Origin of the sequence: Pseudomonas medicaginis (genome assembly GCF_965119365.1) — a bacterium.
Taxonomy (GTDB): Bacteria; Pseudomonadota; Gammaproteobacteria; order Pseudomonadales; family Pseudomonadaceae; genus Aquipseudomonas.
The window spans coordinates 4,932,280-4,949,966 of record NZ_OZ221631.1; the positions used below are offsets into that span (position 1 = coordinate 4,932,280).

The 17,687-nt window shown below is 59.7% G+C and carries 17 protein-coding genes and 1 pseudogene; 10 read left to right on the forward strand and 8 right to left on the reverse strand.

Annotation, left to right across the window (positions count from 1 at the left end; translation table 11 throughout):
- Positions 1-11: 11 nt before the first annotated feature.
- Complete coding sequence (locus tag ACMTA2_RS21350; protein WP_413791655.1) at positions 12-1,139, reverse strand: mechanosensitive ion channel family protein; 1,128 nt, start codon at positions 1,137-1,139, stop codon at positions 12-14.
- 411 nt (positions 1,140-1,550) lie between these two features.
- Positions 1,551-1,781 carry a hypothetical protein gene (locus ACMTA2_RS21355; protein ID WP_413791656.1) on the reverse strand — a complete coding sequence of 77 codons (231 nt, stop codon included), beginning with the start codon at positions 1,779-1,781 and terminating at the stop codon, positions 1,551-1,553.
- On the opposite strand from ACMTA2_RS21355, the gene ACMTA2_RS21360 reads away from it, so the two are divergent.
- From ACMTA2_RS21360 to ACMTA2_RS21380, 5 genes and pseudogenes are all read left to right on the forward strand, one after another.
- Positions 1,780-3,528, forward strand: a complete 1,749-nt coding sequence (locus tag ACMTA2_RS21360) for an ABC transporter permease (protein ID WP_413791657.1) — start codon at positions 1,780-1,782, stop codon at positions 3,526-3,528. The two genes, ACMTA2_RS21355 and ACMTA2_RS21360, sit on opposite strands and share 2 nt — an antisense overlap.
- 10 nt (positions 3,529-3,538) lie before the next feature.
- Positions 3,539-4,842, forward strand: a pseudogene (locus ACMTA2_RS21365) (ABC transporter ATP-binding protein).
- Between the two features lie 40 nt (positions 4,843-4,882).
- The gene (locus tag ACMTA2_RS21370; RefSeq protein ID WP_413791658.1) at positions 4,883-5,959 is read left to right on the forward strand and encodes a sensor histidine kinase; all 1,077 of its coding nucleotides are present in this window, start codon (positions 4,883-4,885) and stop codon (positions 5,957-5,959) included.
- Entirely contained in the window at positions 5,946-6,584 is a 639-nt protein-coding gene (locus tag ACMTA2_RS21375) for a response regulator transcription factor (RefSeq protein ID WP_413791659.1), read from the forward strand. Before ACMTA2_RS21370 ends, ACMTA2_RS21375 begins: the two co-directional genes overlap by 14 nt.
- Positions 6,585-6,659: 75 nt before the next feature.
- On the forward strand, positions 6,660-7,202 hold the full coding sequence (locus tag ACMTA2_RS21380; RefSeq protein WP_413791660.1) for a hypothetical protein: 543 nt from the start codon (positions 6,660-6,662) through the stop codon (positions 7,200-7,202).
- Between the two features lie 9 nt (positions 7,203-7,211).
- On the opposite strand, the gene ACMTA2_RS21385 is transcribed toward ACMTA2_RS21380, so the two are convergent.
- From ACMTA2_RS21385 to ACMTA2_RS21395, 3 genes are all read right to left on the reverse strand, one after another.
- Positions 7,212-7,700: an RES family NAD+ phosphorylase gene (locus tag ACMTA2_RS21385; protein WP_413791661.1), complete on the reverse strand. Its 489-nt coding sequence runs from the start codon at positions 7,698-7,700 to the stop codon at positions 7,212-7,214.
- A complete protein-coding gene (locus tag ACMTA2_RS21390) occupies positions 7,697-8,197 on the reverse strand; it encodes an Xre family toxin-antitoxin system antitoxin (protein WP_413795699.1) in 501 nt (166 codons plus the stop codon). The genes ACMTA2_RS21385 and ACMTA2_RS21390 overlap by 4 nt, the downstream gene beginning before the upstream one ends.
- A gap of 323 nt (positions 8,198-8,520) precedes the next feature.
- On the reverse strand, positions 8,521-9,444 hold the full coding sequence (locus ACMTA2_RS21395) for a DMT family transporter (protein ID WP_413791662.1): 924 nt from the start codon (positions 9,442-9,444) through the stop codon (positions 8,521-8,523).
- Positions 9,445-9,554: 110 nt separating this feature from the next.
- Between ACMTA2_RS21395 and ACMTA2_RS21400 the strand changes: the two genes are divergently transcribed.
- Together ACMTA2_RS21400 and ACMTA2_RS21405 are read left to right on the forward strand one after the other, a co-directional pair.
- Positions 9,555-10,421: a LysR family transcriptional regulator gene (locus ACMTA2_RS21400; RefSeq protein WP_413791663.1), complete on the forward strand. Its 867-nt coding sequence runs from the start codon at positions 9,555-9,557 to the stop codon at positions 10,419-10,421.
- Positions 10,422-10,563: 142 nt separating this feature from the next.
- Positions 10,564-11,148 carry a DUF1349 domain-containing protein gene (locus tag ACMTA2_RS21405; RefSeq protein ID WP_413791664.1) on the forward strand — a complete coding sequence of 195 codons (585 nt, stop codon included), beginning with the start codon at positions 10,564-10,566 and terminating at the stop codon, positions 11,146-11,148.
- 90 nt (positions 11,149-11,238) lie between these two features.
- Here the strand turns inward: ACMTA2_RS21405 and ACMTA2_RS21410 are convergent, their stop codons facing one another.
- The 3 genes from ACMTA2_RS21410 to ACMTA2_RS21420 all read right to left on the reverse strand — a co-directional run bounded on the left by ACMTA2_RS21410 (position 11,239) and on the right by ACMTA2_RS21420 (position 14,320).
- Positions 11,239-11,871, reverse strand: a complete 633-nt coding sequence (locus ACMTA2_RS21410; RefSeq protein WP_413791665.1) for a pyridoxamine 5'-phosphate oxidase family protein — start codon at positions 11,869-11,871, stop codon at positions 11,239-11,241.
- Between the two features lie 91 nt (positions 11,872-11,962).
- Positions 11,963-12,922: a hypothetical protein gene (locus ACMTA2_RS21415; protein WP_413791666.1), complete on the reverse strand. Its 960-nt coding sequence runs from the start codon at positions 12,920-12,922 to the stop codon at positions 11,963-11,965.
- 471 nt (positions 12,923-13,393) lie between these two features.
- Positions 13,394-14,320: a transcriptional regulator GcvA gene (locus ACMTA2_RS21420; RefSeq protein ID WP_413791667.1), complete on the reverse strand. Its 927-nt coding sequence runs from the start codon at positions 14,318-14,320 to the stop codon at positions 13,394-13,396.
- Between the two features lie 141 nt (positions 14,321-14,461).
- Between ACMTA2_RS21420 and ACMTA2_RS21425 the strand changes: the two genes are divergently transcribed.
- From ACMTA2_RS21425 to ACMTA2_RS21435, 3 genes are read left to right on the forward strand one after another with little or no spacing between them, the layout of a single operon-like run.
- Positions 14,462-15,757 carry an aminotransferase class I/II-fold pyridoxal phosphate-dependent enzyme gene (locus tag ACMTA2_RS21425; RefSeq protein WP_413791668.1) on the forward strand — a complete coding sequence of 432 codons (1,296 nt, stop codon included), beginning with the start codon at positions 14,462-14,464 and terminating at the stop codon, positions 15,755-15,757.
- 26 nt (positions 15,758-15,783) lie between these two features.
- The gene (locus ACMTA2_RS21430; protein WP_413791669.1) at positions 15,784-16,656 is read left to right on the forward strand and encodes a TauD/TfdA dioxygenase family protein; all 873 of its coding nucleotides are present in this window, start codon (positions 15,784-15,786) and stop codon (positions 16,654-16,656) included.
- Positions 16,653-17,687, forward strand: a complete 1,035-nt coding sequence (locus ACMTA2_RS21435; RefSeq protein ID WP_413791670.1) for a hydroxyacid dehydrogenase — start codon at positions 16,653-16,655, stop codon at positions 17,685-17,687. Before ACMTA2_RS21430 ends, ACMTA2_RS21435 begins: the two co-directional genes overlap by 4 nt.

Below are 17,687 nucleotides of genomic sequence, written 5' to 3' on the forward strand. Positions count from 1 at the left end.
AGGGCATGATATCAAGCATGCCCGGCGCGCGATGAATGCTGCGTGATCGAGCGAAGTGCCACGGAGTCGGGCAAGGAAGCGATATGAACGGTCTGTGACGGGAAAGCGAATTTCGTGTCCAGCTCGGCAACCGCTTCCATGATCTTCAGATTGATCCTCTGCTGGACGTCCATGTAGACGTTATAACTGGCGTCCAGGACGATATAGACCGTCTCGAATTCCAGGGCGCTCTGGCCGAAACTTCTGAAATGGCAGCGATCGAACCGGGCTTGCTCTTCGCCCCTGATGATGGCTTCGACCCGTTGCGTGACCTGCCTGATCTGTTCGGTCGAGCACTCATAGGTCAGGCGAAACTCGAAAACGATGCGGCGCTCCTGCAGCCGCTTGTAATTCTGGATCGTGCTGCCGATCATATCGGCATTCGCCATGACGATTTGCTCGCCCCCCAGACTTCTTATGCGGGTCGTCTTCAGGCCAACGTGCTCCACCGTACCGGCAAGCGAACCCACCACGATGAAATCGCCCACCTCGAATGGCTTGTCGACGGCAATCGACAGCGAGGCAAACACATCGCCCAGAATATTCTGGACCGCGAGGGCCACAGCGATACCACCGACACCGAGGCTCGCCACGAAGGCCGTGATGTTAACGCCGACGTTCGACAGCATCGCAAGTAGAATCACCGCCCACAGGAGCACCCTTGCGCCCCAGAGACTCAGGGTCGCCAAGGCACTTGCCTGAAATGTCCCGTTCGCCCCATGGACAGAAAAATAGCGATGCAGCAAAAGCGCCAATGCTCGGTTCGTCCATAAGCCGACCTGCAACGCGGCCACCACAAACCAAAGGCTGCTGACACGATTGAGCCAGCGCTCAGGCAAATCAAGTATGCCTATCCCCACCAGAATCGACGCCAACAACAGCAGCGTGTTGCTGGTGGCTGACAGCACTTGGCTGGCAATGTAACTCAGATGACCGTTGCCCGCCCTCGCCCTCGTCTGGATTCTCCTGAACACAAACCGGATCGCAGTCCTTGCAAGCACGTAGCTGAGCACAGCCGCGCTAAATGCAAAGATCCAGCTAGCCAACGAAATACCTAGCACCGTGTACCCTGTGAAAAATCCCTCAAAACCCTCAATCATCGCTTACCCCTTGAAGTCCTGCGGCTGCGCATGTGTCATGGCGCCACGCAAGGTAAAACACCGCTTGATCCATTGAGCAAATCAAGTGGCCTGTTGGGGGTTAGTCGTTATGAGCACCGCAGTGTTCAATGAAATCGTCACGTCGTCGCCAGGAGGAAGCGCCAACGACCTTTGCCTATACCGGCGAAATCGTCGCCAGTACGCCGATCAACAGGGTCAGCGCCAAAAACCCACCTAAAAAAATCGCCATTTTCGTCATGAGCACCCCTGGATCAAGAAATTGCCGTACACGGGCCGTCCGATAGGCTACCCGCGTGGTTATTCTGGGGTGGGGCCCGGGTTCATTACAGAGGCACCTGAGGCAGAAAAGTACGGATCAGGCGAACGCCTCCCGCCCTCGTCGCACAACTTTCAATTGGCGAAAAAAGATAAAGCCATACCGCGAAGTTCTCTCTCCCAAGGGAAACGGATATACCAAAGTATATTTCCATGTCCCAAGTCAGCGTGGTCTTCAGCCCAGGCAACACTTAATCTTGCCGGGCATTTAACGCTCCCGTTCAAGTGCGCTTCAACTTCATGACATCCGATGATCGCAAGTGTGGTCGCAGCTCTGGCTTTGAACAGTAAATAAAGGTGATCCATGCGCCCTTCTTTCCTTGCACCTGTATTGACGCCCTTCAAAAACCGGGAACAACTTCCTGCTAATTCCTGGTGGGCCGATATAGCGCTGTTGGGCCTCCTGGTGCTCTTGGCTGCCTTTGTATTCCAAGGCCTGGATCAAATGAACCAACCCCTCGGCGTGCTTGACTCTTCACCGCTGTCCCTTGATCTGGTGCGCCTGCCGGAATATACCTTGCGCACGACTTTGCGCATGTTCATCGCCTTGTTCGCTTCGTTTGTTTTTTCCTTGGTCGTCGCCACATTGGCCGCCAAAAGCCGCAAGGCTGCAATCGTTATCCTGCCCGCTTTGGATATTCTCCAATCGGTGCCAGTCCTTGGCTTTCTTACTTTTACCGTTGTGTTCTTCATGGGACTTTTCCCGGGCAAGGAAACCGGTGTGGAGTGCGCGGCCATCTTCGCCATCTTTACCAGTCAAGTCTGGAACATGACCTTCAGTTTCTATCAATCGCTGAGAACCGTGCCCAACGATCTTTACGAGGTCAGCCGACAGTTCGCGTTTTCGCCATGGCAACGCTTCATCAGGCTGGAACTGCCCTTCGCCACACCGGGCCTGGTGTGGAACATGATGATGTCGATGTCCGGCGGCTGGTTTTTTGTGGTCGCTTCCGAGGCCATCACCGTCGGCGACACCATCGTCAGTCTGCCGGGTATCGGCTCATGGCTGGCGCTGGCGATCGAGCAGCAAAACATCGCCGCGATTGCTTGGGCCGTGCTAGCCATGGTTGGGGTGATCATTGCCTATGACCTGCTGTTTTTCCGGCCAATCGTCGCCTGGGCGGACAAATTCCGCTTCGAGCAGACCGCCTCCCAGAAGCGCCCACGGTCCAGGGTCTACGACCTGCTGCGCTCGACTCGCCTGGTGCCCTTGGTGCTGCTGGCGCTGGGCAGCATCAAGGCGTCGTTGTTCCTGGAAAAGATCCCCCGCCTGCCGTCCATCCGCGTCAAGACCAGTGCCCGCGTCAGCCGCGCAGCCGACCGGGTCTGGCTCGCCCTGGTCGCCGCTGCCTGCATCGCCGGCATCCTGCAGTTGTCGCGGTTCATCGGCAGCACGTTAGGTTGGGAGGACGTGGCCAGTACGTTTGGCCTGGGCCTGATCACCCTGGTGCGAGTCAGCGTGCTCATTGTACTGGCCAGCGTATTGTGGGTGCCCATCGGCGTCTGGATCGGCTTGAACCCGCGCTGGGCCGAACGCCTGCAACCCGTCGCGCAATTGATGGCGGCCTTCCCGGCCAACGTGCTGTTTCCGTTTGCGGTGATCGCCATCGTCGCCCTGAAACTCAACCCCGATATCTGGCTCTCGCCGCTGATGATCCTGGGCACCCAGTGGTACATCCTGTTCAACGTGATTGCCGGTGCCAGCGCCCTGCCGACGGATTTGCGCGAGGCGGCGCGCAGCTTCCACATGCGCGGCTGGCAGTGGTGGCGCCAGGTCGCGCTGCCGGGCGTCTTCCCTTATTACATCACCGGTGCCCTCACGGCAGCGGGTGGCTCATGGAACGCCAGCATCGTCGCCGAGGCGGTGTCCTGGGGCGATCACCATCTGTATGCGTCCGGCTTGGGTGCCTTTATCGCCCAGGCCACCACGGCCGGGGATCTGCATCGGGTGGCACTGGGCGTGGTGGTCATGTCGATTTTCGTGGTGGGTTTCAACAGGTTGCTGTGGCGGCCGCTGTACGGTTTCGCCGAACGTCGGCTTCGAATTGATTGAGGGCAATCCCATGCAAGTGATAGACAAACGCTGCCTGGTGGATGTGCAGCAAGTCGGCCATGTCTACGGCACGGCCAGCGGTGCCGAGCGCCCGGTCCTGGACAATGTCTGCATGCGCCTGGACGAGGGCGAAATCGTCGGCCTGCTGGGGCGTTCGGGATCCGGCAAATCGACCTTGCTGCGCTCCATCGCAGGGCTGATTTCGCCCACCACGGGGGTGGTGGATTTTCCGCCCAATGCCCAAGGGCTGACGAGTTCGGTGCGCATGGTGTTCCAGAGCTTCGCCCTGTTCCCCTGGCTGACGGTGCTGCAAAACGTCGAGGTCGGCCTCGAGGCCCTCAGCGTGACGGCCCCTGAGCGGCGTCGGCGGGCGCTGGCCGCCATCGACATGATCGGTCTCGATGGCTTCGAAAGCGCCTTCCCCAAAGAACTGTCAGGCGGCATGCGCCAGCGCGTCGGCCTGGCCCGCGCACTGGTGGTCAATCCGGATGTGCTGTTGATGGACGAGCCATTTTCGCCCTGGACGTATTGACCGCCGAAACGCTGCGCACCGATCTGCTGGAGTTGTGGCGTGAGGGGCGCATGCCGATCAGGTCGATCCTGATGGTCACCCACAACATCGAAGAAGCCGTGCTGATGTGTGATCGAATTCTGATTTTCTCCTCCAACCCGGGGCGGGTCATGAGCGAGATCACCGTGGACCTCAGCCAGCCGCGCAATCGCGCCGACCCGGCATTCCAAGCCTTGGTCGAACACATTTACGTGCAGATGGCCGGCGGCGCGAATGTCGGCTCCGCACGCCAGGAGACCTTTGCGGGCAGCGGCGTGGGCATGGTCCTGCCGTCGATTTCCAGCAATGCCCTGGCCGGGCTGATCGAAGCGGTGCAGGATCAGCCGTTTGCCGGCCAAGCGGATCTGCGCGAGCTCGCCGGCGCATTGCGCTACACCGCCAGTGATCTTTTGCCGGTCGCCGAGGTGTTGCAGCTCCTGCGCCTGGCCGACTTGCAGGACGGCCACATCACCCTCCTGCCGGCCGGGCAGCGCTACGCCGAGTCAGCGGTGGATGAGCGCAAGCACCTGTTTGCCCGCCACCTGCTTAAATATGTGCCGTTGGTGGGGCATGTGCGCCGGGTGCTGGACGACCGCCCCACCCGCACCGCACCGGCCAGGCGTTTCCGTGACCAACTGGAAGACTTCATGTCCGAGCACGATGCCGCTATTACGCTCGACTGTGTCACGCAATGGGGACGCTATGCCGAATTGTTCGCCTATGACGAAGTGGCCGATCAGTTCAGCCTGGATAATCCATCCTGAGGTGCTGCGGTATAAACTGCGTGGATCGGTCGTTGGAGCAATGCGCGATGGACATTCGATGAGAAGAACCCAGTTGACCCTGCGCCTGCTGCTCCTGCTGGGGTTGGCCCTCGGCATCGCGGCGATCGATACGGTCACCGACCTGGAAATCGCGGTCGGGGTCTTCCAGATCGTGGTGGTGCTGATCGCGGTGAGAATCCTGCCGGCACGCGCCGTGGCCGGGGTAGCGCTCATCTGCATGGTCCTGACGATCCTGAGCTACCGGCTGACGCGCTTTGGCGACACGGAGGCCGGGCTGATCAACGTGCTGATCAGCCTCGCGGCCATCGCTGGCACGACGTACCTGGCGCTGCGTCTCTCGGCCGCCGTGCGCACGGTGCATCAGACCCGTGCCCACCTGGCGCACATCGCCCGCATCAACATGCTCGGCGAACTCGCCGCCTCGATTGCCCACGAGGTCAACCAGCCGCTGGCTGCCGTGGCCACCAGCGGCGGTGCCTGCCTGCGCTGGATGGCGACCGAGCCGCCCAACCTGCCCAAGGCCCGGCAGGCGGTGGAGCGGATCATCGCCGACACCCACCGGGCCAGCGACATCATCGCTCGGTTGCGCGGCATGGCCCGGCATCAAGCACCGACGAAGCAGTGGCTGAACGTGGCCGACACGGTCCATGCCGCGTTGCGCTTGATGACGAGCGAGCTGAACGAACAGAACATCACTTTGCACGTGCAGGTCCAGGACGGACTGCCGCCGATGCTGGCGGACGAAGTGCAGATCCAGCAAGTGATCCTGAACCTGGCGATGAACGCGCTCGACGCCATGCGTCAGGTTGACGTGGACCAGCGGATTCTGCAGTTTCAGGTGACGCTCGAATCGCCTGGGCAACTGCTCTTTTCAGTATCCGACCAAGGCAATGGCTTGCCGGCCAGCGACCGCGAACGGGTGTTCGACGCCTTCTACAGCACCAAGCAGGACGGCATGGGGATGGGGTTGGCCATCAGCCGTTCAATCATCGAGGCCCATGACGGACGTCTCTGGGCCACCAGCCATGCGCCGTCAGGTTCGACGTTTCACTTCACCCTGCCAGCCGTCACAAGGGAATCCGATGGGCCAAACTGACATGCATGACCAGGCCGACTCGATAGTCTTCATCATCGACGACGACCCTTCGGTGCGGGCCTCACTGCAAGACCTGCTGGCCTCCGTGGGCCTGGCGAGCACAGCCTTCGGCTCGGCCCGTGAATTCATGGACACCGAACGGCCGGACGTCCCGGCGTGCCTGATCCTCGACGTCCGCATGCCGGGCCTGAGTGGGCTGGATTTCCAGCAGGAAATGGCGCGTTTGAATATTCAGGTCCCGGTGGTGTTCATCACCGCCCATGGCGACATTCCCATGTCCGTCAAAGCCATGAAGGCCGGGGCGCTGGAGTTCCTGACCAAGCCGTTTCGCGAACAGGACCTGCTCGATGCAATCACCCTGGGCCTGAACCGCGACCAGGAACGGCGCAAGGCCGCGGCGAGTGTCGACGCGTTGAAACGTCGGCATGGCGCGTTGACTGACGGCGAGCGCGAGGTGATGGACCTGGTCGTATCAGGGCTGTTGAACAAACAGGTAGCCGCCCGACTGGGCTTGAGCGAGGTAACCGTGAAAGTGCGGCGCGGGTCGTTGATGCGCAAGATGAATGCGGACTCGTTGGCAACGCTGGTGAAGATGTCGGAAAAACTCAAGGAAGCAGATCGCTAGCGGCCCATGATCACGGCTATCATTGCCGTTCGCCCTGTTGACGGGCGATGTCGCTACCCCCTCAAGGACTCAGGTATGAACCTTCTGCCGTCACGCTCCACCCTCTTCGTTTCCAGCCTTTTGCTCAGCTCGCTGTGCTTCGCCGAAGGCGAGCCAACCGACGGCAGCCTCATCAAGGACTCGACCAAGGCAGCCGTCTCAAGCTTCATTACCGCTGGCAAGAACCTGTTGGGCGGCGTCAGCGAAGGTGTGCTCGATGGCCGCGAATCGGCCCAGGGTGCCGATGGCGCCGCGATCATTTCTTCCAATGAGCAACTGAAAGACCGCGTCACCATCGAAGTCCTGAAGCTGGAGCCCGTTGACGACACCTTCAGCGTCACCCTCGGCTTCAAGAACAGCACCGACACGCAACTGCGCCTGATCAACCTCGGCCAGACGGGCGCCCTGCTCGCCATCGACCAGGCCGGTTACGCCAACAAGCTCGCAGGGTTTGAAAACCCGGATGAAGTCACCATTCCGCCGAAGACGGCCGTGCGGCAGAAGTTTGTGTTTGAAGGGTTGAACGAGAAAATCAACACCGTGCGCGTGTGGGGCCAGGATTATCAGGTTACAAAATAAGGCTGATGCTCACTTAACCAATCGAGTATCCAGGCCAAATCGCTCCTGCGAGACAAGCCTGAACTGATCCTCCGCCAAATCGCAGCTCACCAGCAGATTCCAGGAGTGCTGAGTCACCGCAGAAGGAATCAGTACAAAGGGATACTGCGCCAGCAGGTCGTCAGCAAACTGCTGCTGATTGGGCGATGGTCGAGCCGGAACAAGCCAGTTTGGGTTCGGTACGTCTTCGGCCTGAACCACTTTGATGAGCGCTGAATCCAGCACTTCAAAACATGTCAGTAGATGAGGCACCCTGTCTAACGCGTCGAATCCCAGGTGGGCCGCGACTTCCAAAATGGCCGTAGACGGGTCAGCCGAAGCGTAGATGACCCGCCGCCCAGGCGGATTCCAACGGCCACCAGTTCGTTGCGCCCCAATACCGCTGTCCCACGTATCCTTATAGACCTCGCGGTCAAGGCGCCAAGCGTGCCATCGGCCGTCCCAGGGCAAAGGACTCATTGATAAACTCCGTGTTCAATGCGGGTCAGGTAATCCTCCACCGCCTGAAAGCCCAGCGAGTTGTCGATTAGCTCCAATGGCACGTAACCGTCGAGGTACTTGCAGGGCTTCTTCAGCCAGTCCTCAGCCAACTGCTGGGTGCCAAAGACGTTGATGGCGTGCTCCAGGGTTTGAGCATACTGGAAAGCAACCGTACTCTGGTGCTGGTTCAGTCGTATTGGCTTGGTCTCCTTCGCAAGACGCTGGACGGTTCTGACGGATCTTCCTGTAATGCGCTGAACCAGGTCGCGCTCCATGTACAGAGTGGATGTAGAAAGCATGTCCCTGACGTCGCTTAGGTAAAAGCCTTCCTGTGCGTACCGGATAATCAGCAGGCGCTCATCACTTTTTCGACCATGCAACAGCACCTCTGTAGGCTTTCTGGTGACGTCTCTCGCTCCCCCTGTTTTCTCCTTGGACTTGACGGCTGGCTTGCCTGCTTGCTTCGCTGCGGACATAACGTTGACCTCATTGCGACATTTGACGTAATCATAACGCCAAATGTCGCGATAGCGGCAAATCGGTTCGTCGGCCTTGCCGTATAAGGTTTCAGGCATCGATCTGTCCTCACGATATAAAACGAAGCTGAGCGTGCCGGATACCACACGGAGCACTGAGACAACGCCAGATCGTAAGTGCAGCACTTCCGAAGGCCAACCTTAAAAAGTTGTCAGAGACTTCCTCGATTTTTCCCAAAGTGATCATTTGCCCGTCGGACGGTGTTCAATAACAGTCTGTGTGGCTACACCATCCAACATCATTGCCCACATCCACTACAGAATCAGCCGGCTTTTGCCACACTCGCCGGCTCGAAATTCAACGCAAGCACACTCGCCAACACGATAACCGCCCCAACACTCACCATCGCCGCTGGACGTTCGGCCAGGACTAGACAAGCCATCAACATCGCCGTGGGCGGTATCAGGTAAAGTGCCATGGAGGCTCGACTCACGTCGCTGTGGGCCAGCACGTAAGCCCAAGCAAGGTACGCCAGCGCGCTGGGAAAAATACCCAGAACCAACACCGCCAGGTTCACCGAAGCCGAAGCCTGTCGCGCCGCGCCCAACATGCCCGGTGCGAAAATGAACAACAGAATTGTGCCCGACCAGACGGTGTAACAAACCAGGGTCAAGCCGTCGTAGCGATGGGTATGGTGCTTCTGCAAAGCGAAATACACACTCCAGGAAAGTGCCGCCAGCAGGATCAATAGCCCACGGGCGTCCATGTCACCCCAGCCTCGATCCCCCGTGACGACCACGGCAGCGCCAAGCAAGCCGCACAGGACACAGCCCCATTGCCAACCGCCGACTCTGTCCTTGAAGACAACATGCGCCAGCAAGGTGCTGAACAAAGGCGTGGACTGGGCCAGGACACTGGCCGCCCCGGCACTGACACCCCGCTGACCGTAATTGAGAGCGATGTGGTGCAGACTCACGGCAAAGAAACCCAACACCGCCAGCAATGGCAAATCCCCAAGACGCGGCCAGGCAATACCCTTCGCCATCGCGACGACGGCCATGCACACCGAAGCGATGAGAAACCGCACCAACGCCAACTGACCCGGTTCATAGGCCTGCAAGCCAATGCGAATACCAATCGGCGAATAGGCCCAGCAAAGAATCACGAACATCGTCGCCAGGATCACTTTTACGCGGGGTCTGCTGGGGTTCTTCAAGCCTTCAAACGGCACATATCGGGTTTCCATACAGCGTTCCTGCGCACTGAGCGTCTGGTCGATTTACACCGCAGTATCAAAACCACCCGCCATCAATACAAGTGACTTAAACTCAGTCAATCATTCACTTTTGGTGAGCTATGGAATTGTCCCAACTGCGTATGCTCAAGACCGTCTGCGACACCGGCAGCATCGCCCGCGCCGCCGAAGTGCTGCACTGCGTACCGTCCAACATCACGGCACGGCTCAAATCTCTGGAGCGGGAGTTGGGCACGCCGTTATTTTTTCGTGAAGGTCGCGGCTTGCGGGTCAGCCCGGCGGGCGAGGTGTTCCTGGGATACGCGACAAAAATCCTCGGCCTGACGGAAGAAGCCCGCCGCGCGGTCAACCCCAGCCACACGCCAAGCGGACCACTGCGCATTGGCGCCATCGAATCCAGCGCCACGGGGCGCCTGCCGCAGTTGTTGGCCAAATACCACGCGCAGTATCCTCAGGTGTCGCTGGAACTGAGCACGGGGACTTGGCCGCAGTTGCTGGACGATACCCAGCACCACCGGCTCGACGGTGTGATCGTGGCGGTCGATGTGGAACGGCCGGGGCTCCAGCGCGCGGTGATGTACCGCGAAGACCTGATGCTCATCGCCTCCGAATCCCACGGCCCTTTGCGCAACGCCGCAGACCTGCAAGGCAAGGCCATCTTCATGTGGCCCCCGGGCTGTCCGTACCGCTTTGCCCTGGAGCAGTGGTTGCTGCGCCATGACCAAGTGCAACCGATCATCAGCATCGCCAGTTATGGCGCCATCGTCGGCTGCGTCAGTGCCGGCGCCGGCATCTCGCTGGTGCCTCGTGGGATCTATGAGCAGTATCGCCAGGGGGCTGGCTGGATAGGGTATGAGTTCCCTGAGCTGACGGGCATCGATAACCTTTTCTACTGGCACGAAAACGCTGGCCGGCATCCTGCCAGGGAAGCGTTTTTGACGATGTTGAAGACGGAGTTCGATGGGTAGTTGCAATCTCGCCCCAAAAGCCATTGGATTGGCGGTATCTCACTGACCATTCTTGTGGCGAGGGGATTTATCCCCGTTGGGACGCGAAGCGGCCCTAAAAGCCGCCAATTTGGTCCTAACCGCACTACGACAGGGGTCTGCTTTGGAATTAGCACTGCTCAACGGCTCATGGCTGAATGAACCGAAGATCTACACGCCCACAGAAACCACGCTGGAACTGCTAACAGACAAAGAAACAGACTTCTGGCGCGAAACCCACTACGGCTTCATCCACGACAGTGGTCATTTCCTGGGCCTGGAAGCCCCCTCCCGCTTCACCTGCCAATTCCGTATCCGCGGCACCTTCGAGACGCTGTACGACCAAGCCGGCATCATGGTCCGGATCAACGAACGGCAATGGGTCAAGGCCGGTATCGAGCTGAGCGACGGACACGCCATGCTCAGCAGCGTGCTCACGGATGAAAAGTCTGACTGGGCGACCAGCCCTTATACCGCAGACCCCACCGACTTCTGGATGCGCGCCACGGTGGCGGATGGCGTGCTTCGGCTCCAGGTCTCGTCCGACGGCAACCGTTGGCCGCTGGTGCGGTTATGTCCCTTCCCTGTCGCGCCGAGCTACAGGGTCGGTCCGATGGCTTGTAGTCCAAAGCGAGGGGGATTGAAAGTGCTGTTTTCGGACTGCAGGCTTGGGCCTGCGCTGGGTAGGGATTTGCATGATTTGTCTTGAGCGCAACCCTGGGTCGCGAGATCACCTATGGGCGTTCAGTCCGCCTCCTTGGTTTCTCGGGCCTGGGTATTGAAGCGCGTTAAAAAACCGTCAGTAAAGCGTATTGGCAACACGCTCCGGCAGTGCCTTGTCGTAAGCGTCGCCATCGACCTGCGACGGGCAGATGCGCTTGAACACCTCACCTGTCGTGGGCAATGCACGGCGCTCGATGTGCCGCTTCACATCCCATAGCCCCGCCCTGACCACTGCCCTGCTGCACTGGAAATAAACACTGCTTACGGTGACTTCCAGAACGGTTCGAGGGAGTTGCCCTTTTACTGCGAAGCGGGACAACAGGGCTGGCTCGATGGATATCCTGGCCGTGCCATTCACGCGCAAGGTTTCCCCCACGCCCGGTACGAGGAAAAGCAACGCGACCCGGGGATCCTCGACGATGTTTCGCAGCGAATCGATACGGTTGTTGCCGCGGCGGTCGGGCAGATACAGCGTCTTGCTGTCATGGACATGAACGAACCCCGGCGCGTCGCCCCTCGGAGACGCATCCAGCCCTCCGGGGCCTGAGGAAGCGAGGATCACAAAGGATGCCGCCTCGATGAAGGGCTGGTAAACCGGATGGATATGGTCGACTTCCTTTAGGATCGAGGGTGCCGCGACGGGGCCGTAGAGGCTTTCCAGCGCTTGGGGGGTCGTGATGTAGGCGCTGCTGTCATTGTGGCGTTCCATGCTCATTTCCTCTGTAGATGTTTAAAAATCACATTCAGTTAAGCCGCGCCCTCTCAACCTTCCGACCCAACGACGACCGAATCGACCGCTTTCAGGTCTTGAAGCTCATGCGCCCCTGGATCGCCACTCGCAGGCAACCCCAGGCAATAAAGCCGATGATCAGGCCCTCGGCGATACCCACCAGCAAGTTGAAGGAAAAGCTCAGCGGCTGCTCGGCCCAGTAGAACGTCGTCGAGCCCGCTCGAAAGCCACTGACGCGCAGCCGCCCGGTAAAAATGGCCGGCACCAAGGTCATGACGTTAGTCAGCTCCAACACCGCAAAGAAGGCGCCCAATAGCGTGAGCAAGGCACGCGCGGGAACGCCCAGCTTTTCGGTCGGCTCAGGCGCAGGCGCGTCGCCCTTTTCCCGGCGCTGACGGGTTGCCCTTACCACCTTGCCGCTGGTGGGGGCCGGAGTTGGCCTATAGGGCACCTTCACAATCGGCGCCGCCCCCTCGACGACCTCGGTGGGCAGCGCCACGCCCAGGTAGTCGGCCAGCTCCCGCAGCCACAAGTCCGTGCGTTGACTGCCCGGCACCACCGGAACGTTGTCGGTGGTCAGGCGGTGCGCGGTGCCATCGCGCAGTATCAACCACAACTGGGTGCGGGCTCGCTCAGCCTGCGGGAGGCGGTGCAGTTCGAGGGATTTGGCAGCATCGATCCGGAAGGCCGATTGCACACGCTCGCGGCGCCCGAAAAAGTTTCGGGTCAGGCGCTTGCCTTCGCCGTCGACCCGCGACAACACCAACGTCTCGTGGACGCCGGTGTACACCACCAGCAGCAGGCCAAGGGCAGGAATCAGCAGCCACAGCAGAACCATCAATAGAGCGGACAGTGGGTCCACCTCAGCCATCAACGAGGCCCCGTCAACCATCACGAACACGGCGAACGCCATCGGCAAGAGAAAGGCCAACGCCCCTATCACCAACACGACCAAGCTCTGCACCACGTTGCGCGAATGGATGTGCAGGTCACCCTGCGCGGTGCGCTCGAACCGATGTCCTATCAACATGCATGACTCCTGTTGCGTTGCTTTGCAGACTGTTCGAGGGGCCGGGATAACGATTGGAACGCCTAGGGCCGGGATGGTGTTCCAGAGGCGCAGGATACCGGATGTCGCGGCCTCGGGGTTGGAGTGGGGGTTTCTCCGGTGTGAGTAATTGCGCCTACAGAAAGCTTGGCATTTACAGGTTGTGGCTGATGGATAGTAATTGTGCAGGGCATTCGGCAAAGGCTGCTTTCGGCCGATCATGGTTACAAAGCGTGCTGGTCAAATCCGATGCAATCGGTGGTCAGAACGAATCGGATCGAATGCAGGCGGATGGTCGAGTGGAGTGCAATCTCGCAGGCCCCAGGAGCAGCGCGTTCAGGAGGACGATCAGAGTGCTGAACTGAAGTGGGTACGCATGCTTTGGCGATACCACGCCCTGCTCGAAATTGACACGGACCTTGGGATTGGTACCTTCCAATCCAAACGCAAAGCTTATTTAAGGATTTCGGAAGCTGAGGCAGATTCGGCGTTCTGCACCAGATCGATCAGCCAGGTGCGGAATGCCACGACTTTTTTCGAGTTGGCGATTTCCAGCGGCGTTACCAGATAGAAACCCAGATCAGACTTCAACTTGAGGTTGAACGGCGCCACTAGTTTCCCGGCCATCAAATCGTCATCGACGTAGGTAGAGCGACCGATGCACACCCCCAATCCGTCGATGGCAGCCTGCACCGCCATCATTGCCAGATCGAAGGTCAGCCGCGTGCCTTCGGCGAGTTTCTTCGGTTGCCCTGCCGCGCTCAACCACATGTTCCAGTCGTTGCTGGTCATGCCGCTGACCTGCAACAGCGTGTGTTTGGCCAGATCGACCGGGTTTTTCAAAGCGTTGGGGCCGGTCAGCAGCTTGGGGCTGCACACAGGAAAGATCTCGTCGGACATGAGCCAGTCCGCCCGTAAGCCCTTCCAGTCGCCGAAACCGTAGCGGATCGCGGCGTCGATGCCGCCCTTGCGGAAGTCGACCAGTTCGGTCGATGCGGTGACCCGCACATCAATATTAGGAAATGCATCCTGAAAGGATGCCAGGCGCGGCAACAGCCATTTGGACGCAAGGGAAACCAAGGTGCTGATGGTCAATGCGGTGTTATTGGTCGACTCGAGCAACATTTCTGTGGAATAGCGCAACTCATGAAACGCCGAGCGAATGCCGGGCAAATATGCATGGCCTTCGGTGGTCAGTGCCAGTCCATCCTTGAGCCGCAGAAACAGGCGAATGCCTAGTTCATCTTCGAGTCGACGGATCTGATGGCTGATGGCCGTCTGCGTGACATTGAGCTCCTCGGCGGCCTTGGTAAAGCTCATATGGCGAGCAGCCGACTCAAACGCTTTCAATCCATTGAGAGAGGGAATTTTAGCAACCATAAGAGTTCGTAATGCTCATGAGATTTTGTCATAAGGTAGCACCCAAGAAGTCCTTTGCAAAATGTTTCAGCGGTCGTGGATCCTAGCGTCGTTTTCGAGCCACGAAGGCTTGAAAACGACCACTCAAAGGAAGAGACCGCCGTGAACAAAACACTTGAAATCAACAACACCCCGGACGAAAAAGCGCCTCAACTCAAAGCTCGCAATGCATCGAGAATGGCTGAAATCAGCCGTCCGCATTTCGACGCAGCGTATGAAAAAGGTTTGATGGGCGTTTCCTGTCGTGTGCTCGACAACCGCCGCGTCGAAATTGCCACCAGCGGCAAGGAAGTGATCGACTACACCCGCTGCGGTTACCTCAACCTTGATGCTCACCCAAAGGTGCTCGCCGCCGCCAAGGCCTCGATGGATGAAATCCCGTCGACGCACTTTTCGGTAGCCCGCACACGCCTTTCCGCCGAACCGCTGGTACGCCTGGAACACACCCTCGCCAAGCTGTTCGATGTGAACGGTGTAGTGGTGTTCCCGACCGTGGCCGCCGCCAACATGGGCGCCCTGCCGCTGCTGGCTGCCGGTCTGTTCACCGGCGGCGAAAAACCGCTGATCGCTTTCGACCGTTTCGCCCACGTGACTCTGCAGTACCACATCCCGGTTCTGCGCGAAGAAACCGACGTGATTGTGATCGAGCACAACGACCTCGAACACCTGGAGCGTCTCTGCCAGGGCGGTCGCAAAGTCGCCTACGTGGGTGACGGTGCCTACTCGATGGGCGGCGCGGCGCCAGTTCGCGAGCTGCGTGCCCTGCAGGACAAGTACGGTCTGTTCGTGTATCTGGACGACGCCCACGGCATTTCGGTGGTTGGCCAGCACGGTGAAGGTTTCGTACGCTCGCAACTGGACGGCCTGGATGAGAACACCATCGTGGCTGCATCCCTGGGGAAAGGCTACGGCGCGGCGGGCGGTCTGTTGATGCTTGGCACCGAACACATCGAAAATTCGATTCGCCGCTATGCACCCACCTACGGTTTCTCCTGCGCTCCGAACATGGCGGCCGTGGGCGCAGCACTGGCGTCGGCGGAAATCCATGCCACGCCGGAACTGCACAAACTGCAACGCTCGTTGCGCAACAACATGAAGCTGTTCGACAACCTGATCCCGACCGAAACCAGCGGCAGCGAACTGCCGATTCGCATCGTGCGCATCGGTAACGAAGAAGCCGCGATCGCCAAGGGTGAATACCTGCTGCAACAGGGTCACTACACCTCCGTGGTGTTCTTCCCGACCGTTCCGCGCGGTCAGGCAGCCCTGCGCATGTCGGTCACCGCCGCCCACAATCCGGCCGACATCCTCGACCTGAGCCTGATGCTCAAGAGCAGCGATGCGCACCTGGACTGCGCCCCGACCGCCGCCCAGCTGCAGCCTGCGCTGGCCGTTTGACTGACGTGGTACAGGAGGCTTTTAACGTGAAGCGAACGGATCTGGCGGAAACCTTCGTCACGGCAGTGACGGATTTCGATATCAACACGGCTTCGCTGGATGAGATTCGTGGCATTCAGGAGCTGGTCTACGAACGCAAAGTGGTGGCGCTGAAAAACCAGACGTTGACCCGTGAAGGCTATCAGCAGTTCGCGGCGTGCTTCGGCGACCTCGAACAGTTCAAGCTCAAGAGTTACCACGACCCGGCGTACCCGAACATTCTGGTGATCAACAACCGCAACGGCTCCGGCGCTGTCGGTGCGCGCAAGCTTGGCAACATGTGGCACAGCGACTCCAGTTACCTGGCCGAGCCCCTGCCGCTGACCATGCTCCACGCACAACAGCTGCCGCAAGCAGGCGGCGACACGTTGTTCGTGGACATGCAGTCGGTGTATGACGATTTGCCGAAGGATCTGTACGAACGTGTGAAAAACCGTCAGGCGGTACACGACGTGCGCTGGACCTACAAAGTCAAGGAAGACGATGTCGGGGAATCGATCCAGGAAATCTTCGCGCGCCTGGAGCAGACCTTCCCGGCCAGTACCCACCCGACCGTTGCCGTACACCCGCGCACCCTGCGCGAAAGCCTGTACGTCAATCCGGGTTACACCACGCGCATCAGCGGTTATTCGCAGGAGCAAAGTCGGGCCTTGCTCGATGAGCTGTTCGCGTTCGCCCTGACGCCGGAGCGGATCTTCAACTACCAGTGGGAGCCCAATGACCTGCTGATCTGGGATAACCGTTCGGTGCTGCATTGCGCAACCGAGTTGCCGCGCGAAGCCCAGCGGGTGATGTTCCGCATCGGCGTCAACGACGGTGAGTTCTTTGCCCCGAGCGTGCTGCAGGAGCATGTCGCATGAGCAAGAAGCGCGTACTGATCGCCCATATTCTGGGCGCCGAAGGCAAGCAAATGCTGCGCGAGCGTGACGACATCGAAGTGGTGGAGTTTGCCAACACCATCGAGCAGGGCCAGTTCCAGGCCTTGCTCGAAAGCTTCGATGAAGTCCACGGCGTGATCCTCGGCCTGACCCGCTTCGGAACCGCTGAACTGCAACGCACACCGGGTTTGCAAGTGGTGTCGCGGATCGGCGTCGGCTTCGATGCGGTGGATATTCCGGCGATGACCGAGGCGGCAATTCCGGTGATGGTCTGCGCCAACGCCAACCACCGGGCTGTGGCGGAACACACCCTGGGCTTCATGCTATCGCTGGCCAAACGCACCGAAGCGCTAACCCATCTGGTGCGCGACGGCAACTGGCATCAGCGCTACGACTATCTGCCTACGGAACTGGAAGGTCGCGAAGTGCTGCTGGTCGGTTGCGGACGGATCGGCGCCCGTGTCGCCACGTTGCTGGTGGCGCTGGGGATGCGGGTCAAGGTGTACGACCCGTACCTATCGCCACGCCAGTTGCCACCGGGAGTGGAACCGGTCGCCGTTCTGGAACACGCATTGGCGAGCGCCGATTACGTCAGTCTGCACTGCCCGAAAACCGCCGAAACGTTCGGCTTGCTGTCCGCCGAACGTCTGGCCCTGATGAAGCCGCATGCCTACGTGATCAACACCGCCCGTGGCGGCATCGTCGACGAGCAGGCGCTGTATCAGGCACTGGTGGAAAAACGCATCGCCGGTGCGGCACTCGACGTGTTCCTGCCGGAGCCACCGCCACACGGCACCGGCCTGCCGAGCCTCGACAACGTGATCTGCTCGCCGCACCTGGCCGGCGTTTCGCGCGAGGCGGTCAGCCGCATGGCGAAACTGGCCGCCGGCAACGTGCTCAACGTTTTCGACGCCGAACCGAACCACGACAACGCGGTAAACCCGCAGGTGTTCGACCGGGCGGTTCATCTGGCGCAAGCGGACTCCGCCGAAGCCATCCCTTACCCAATCTGA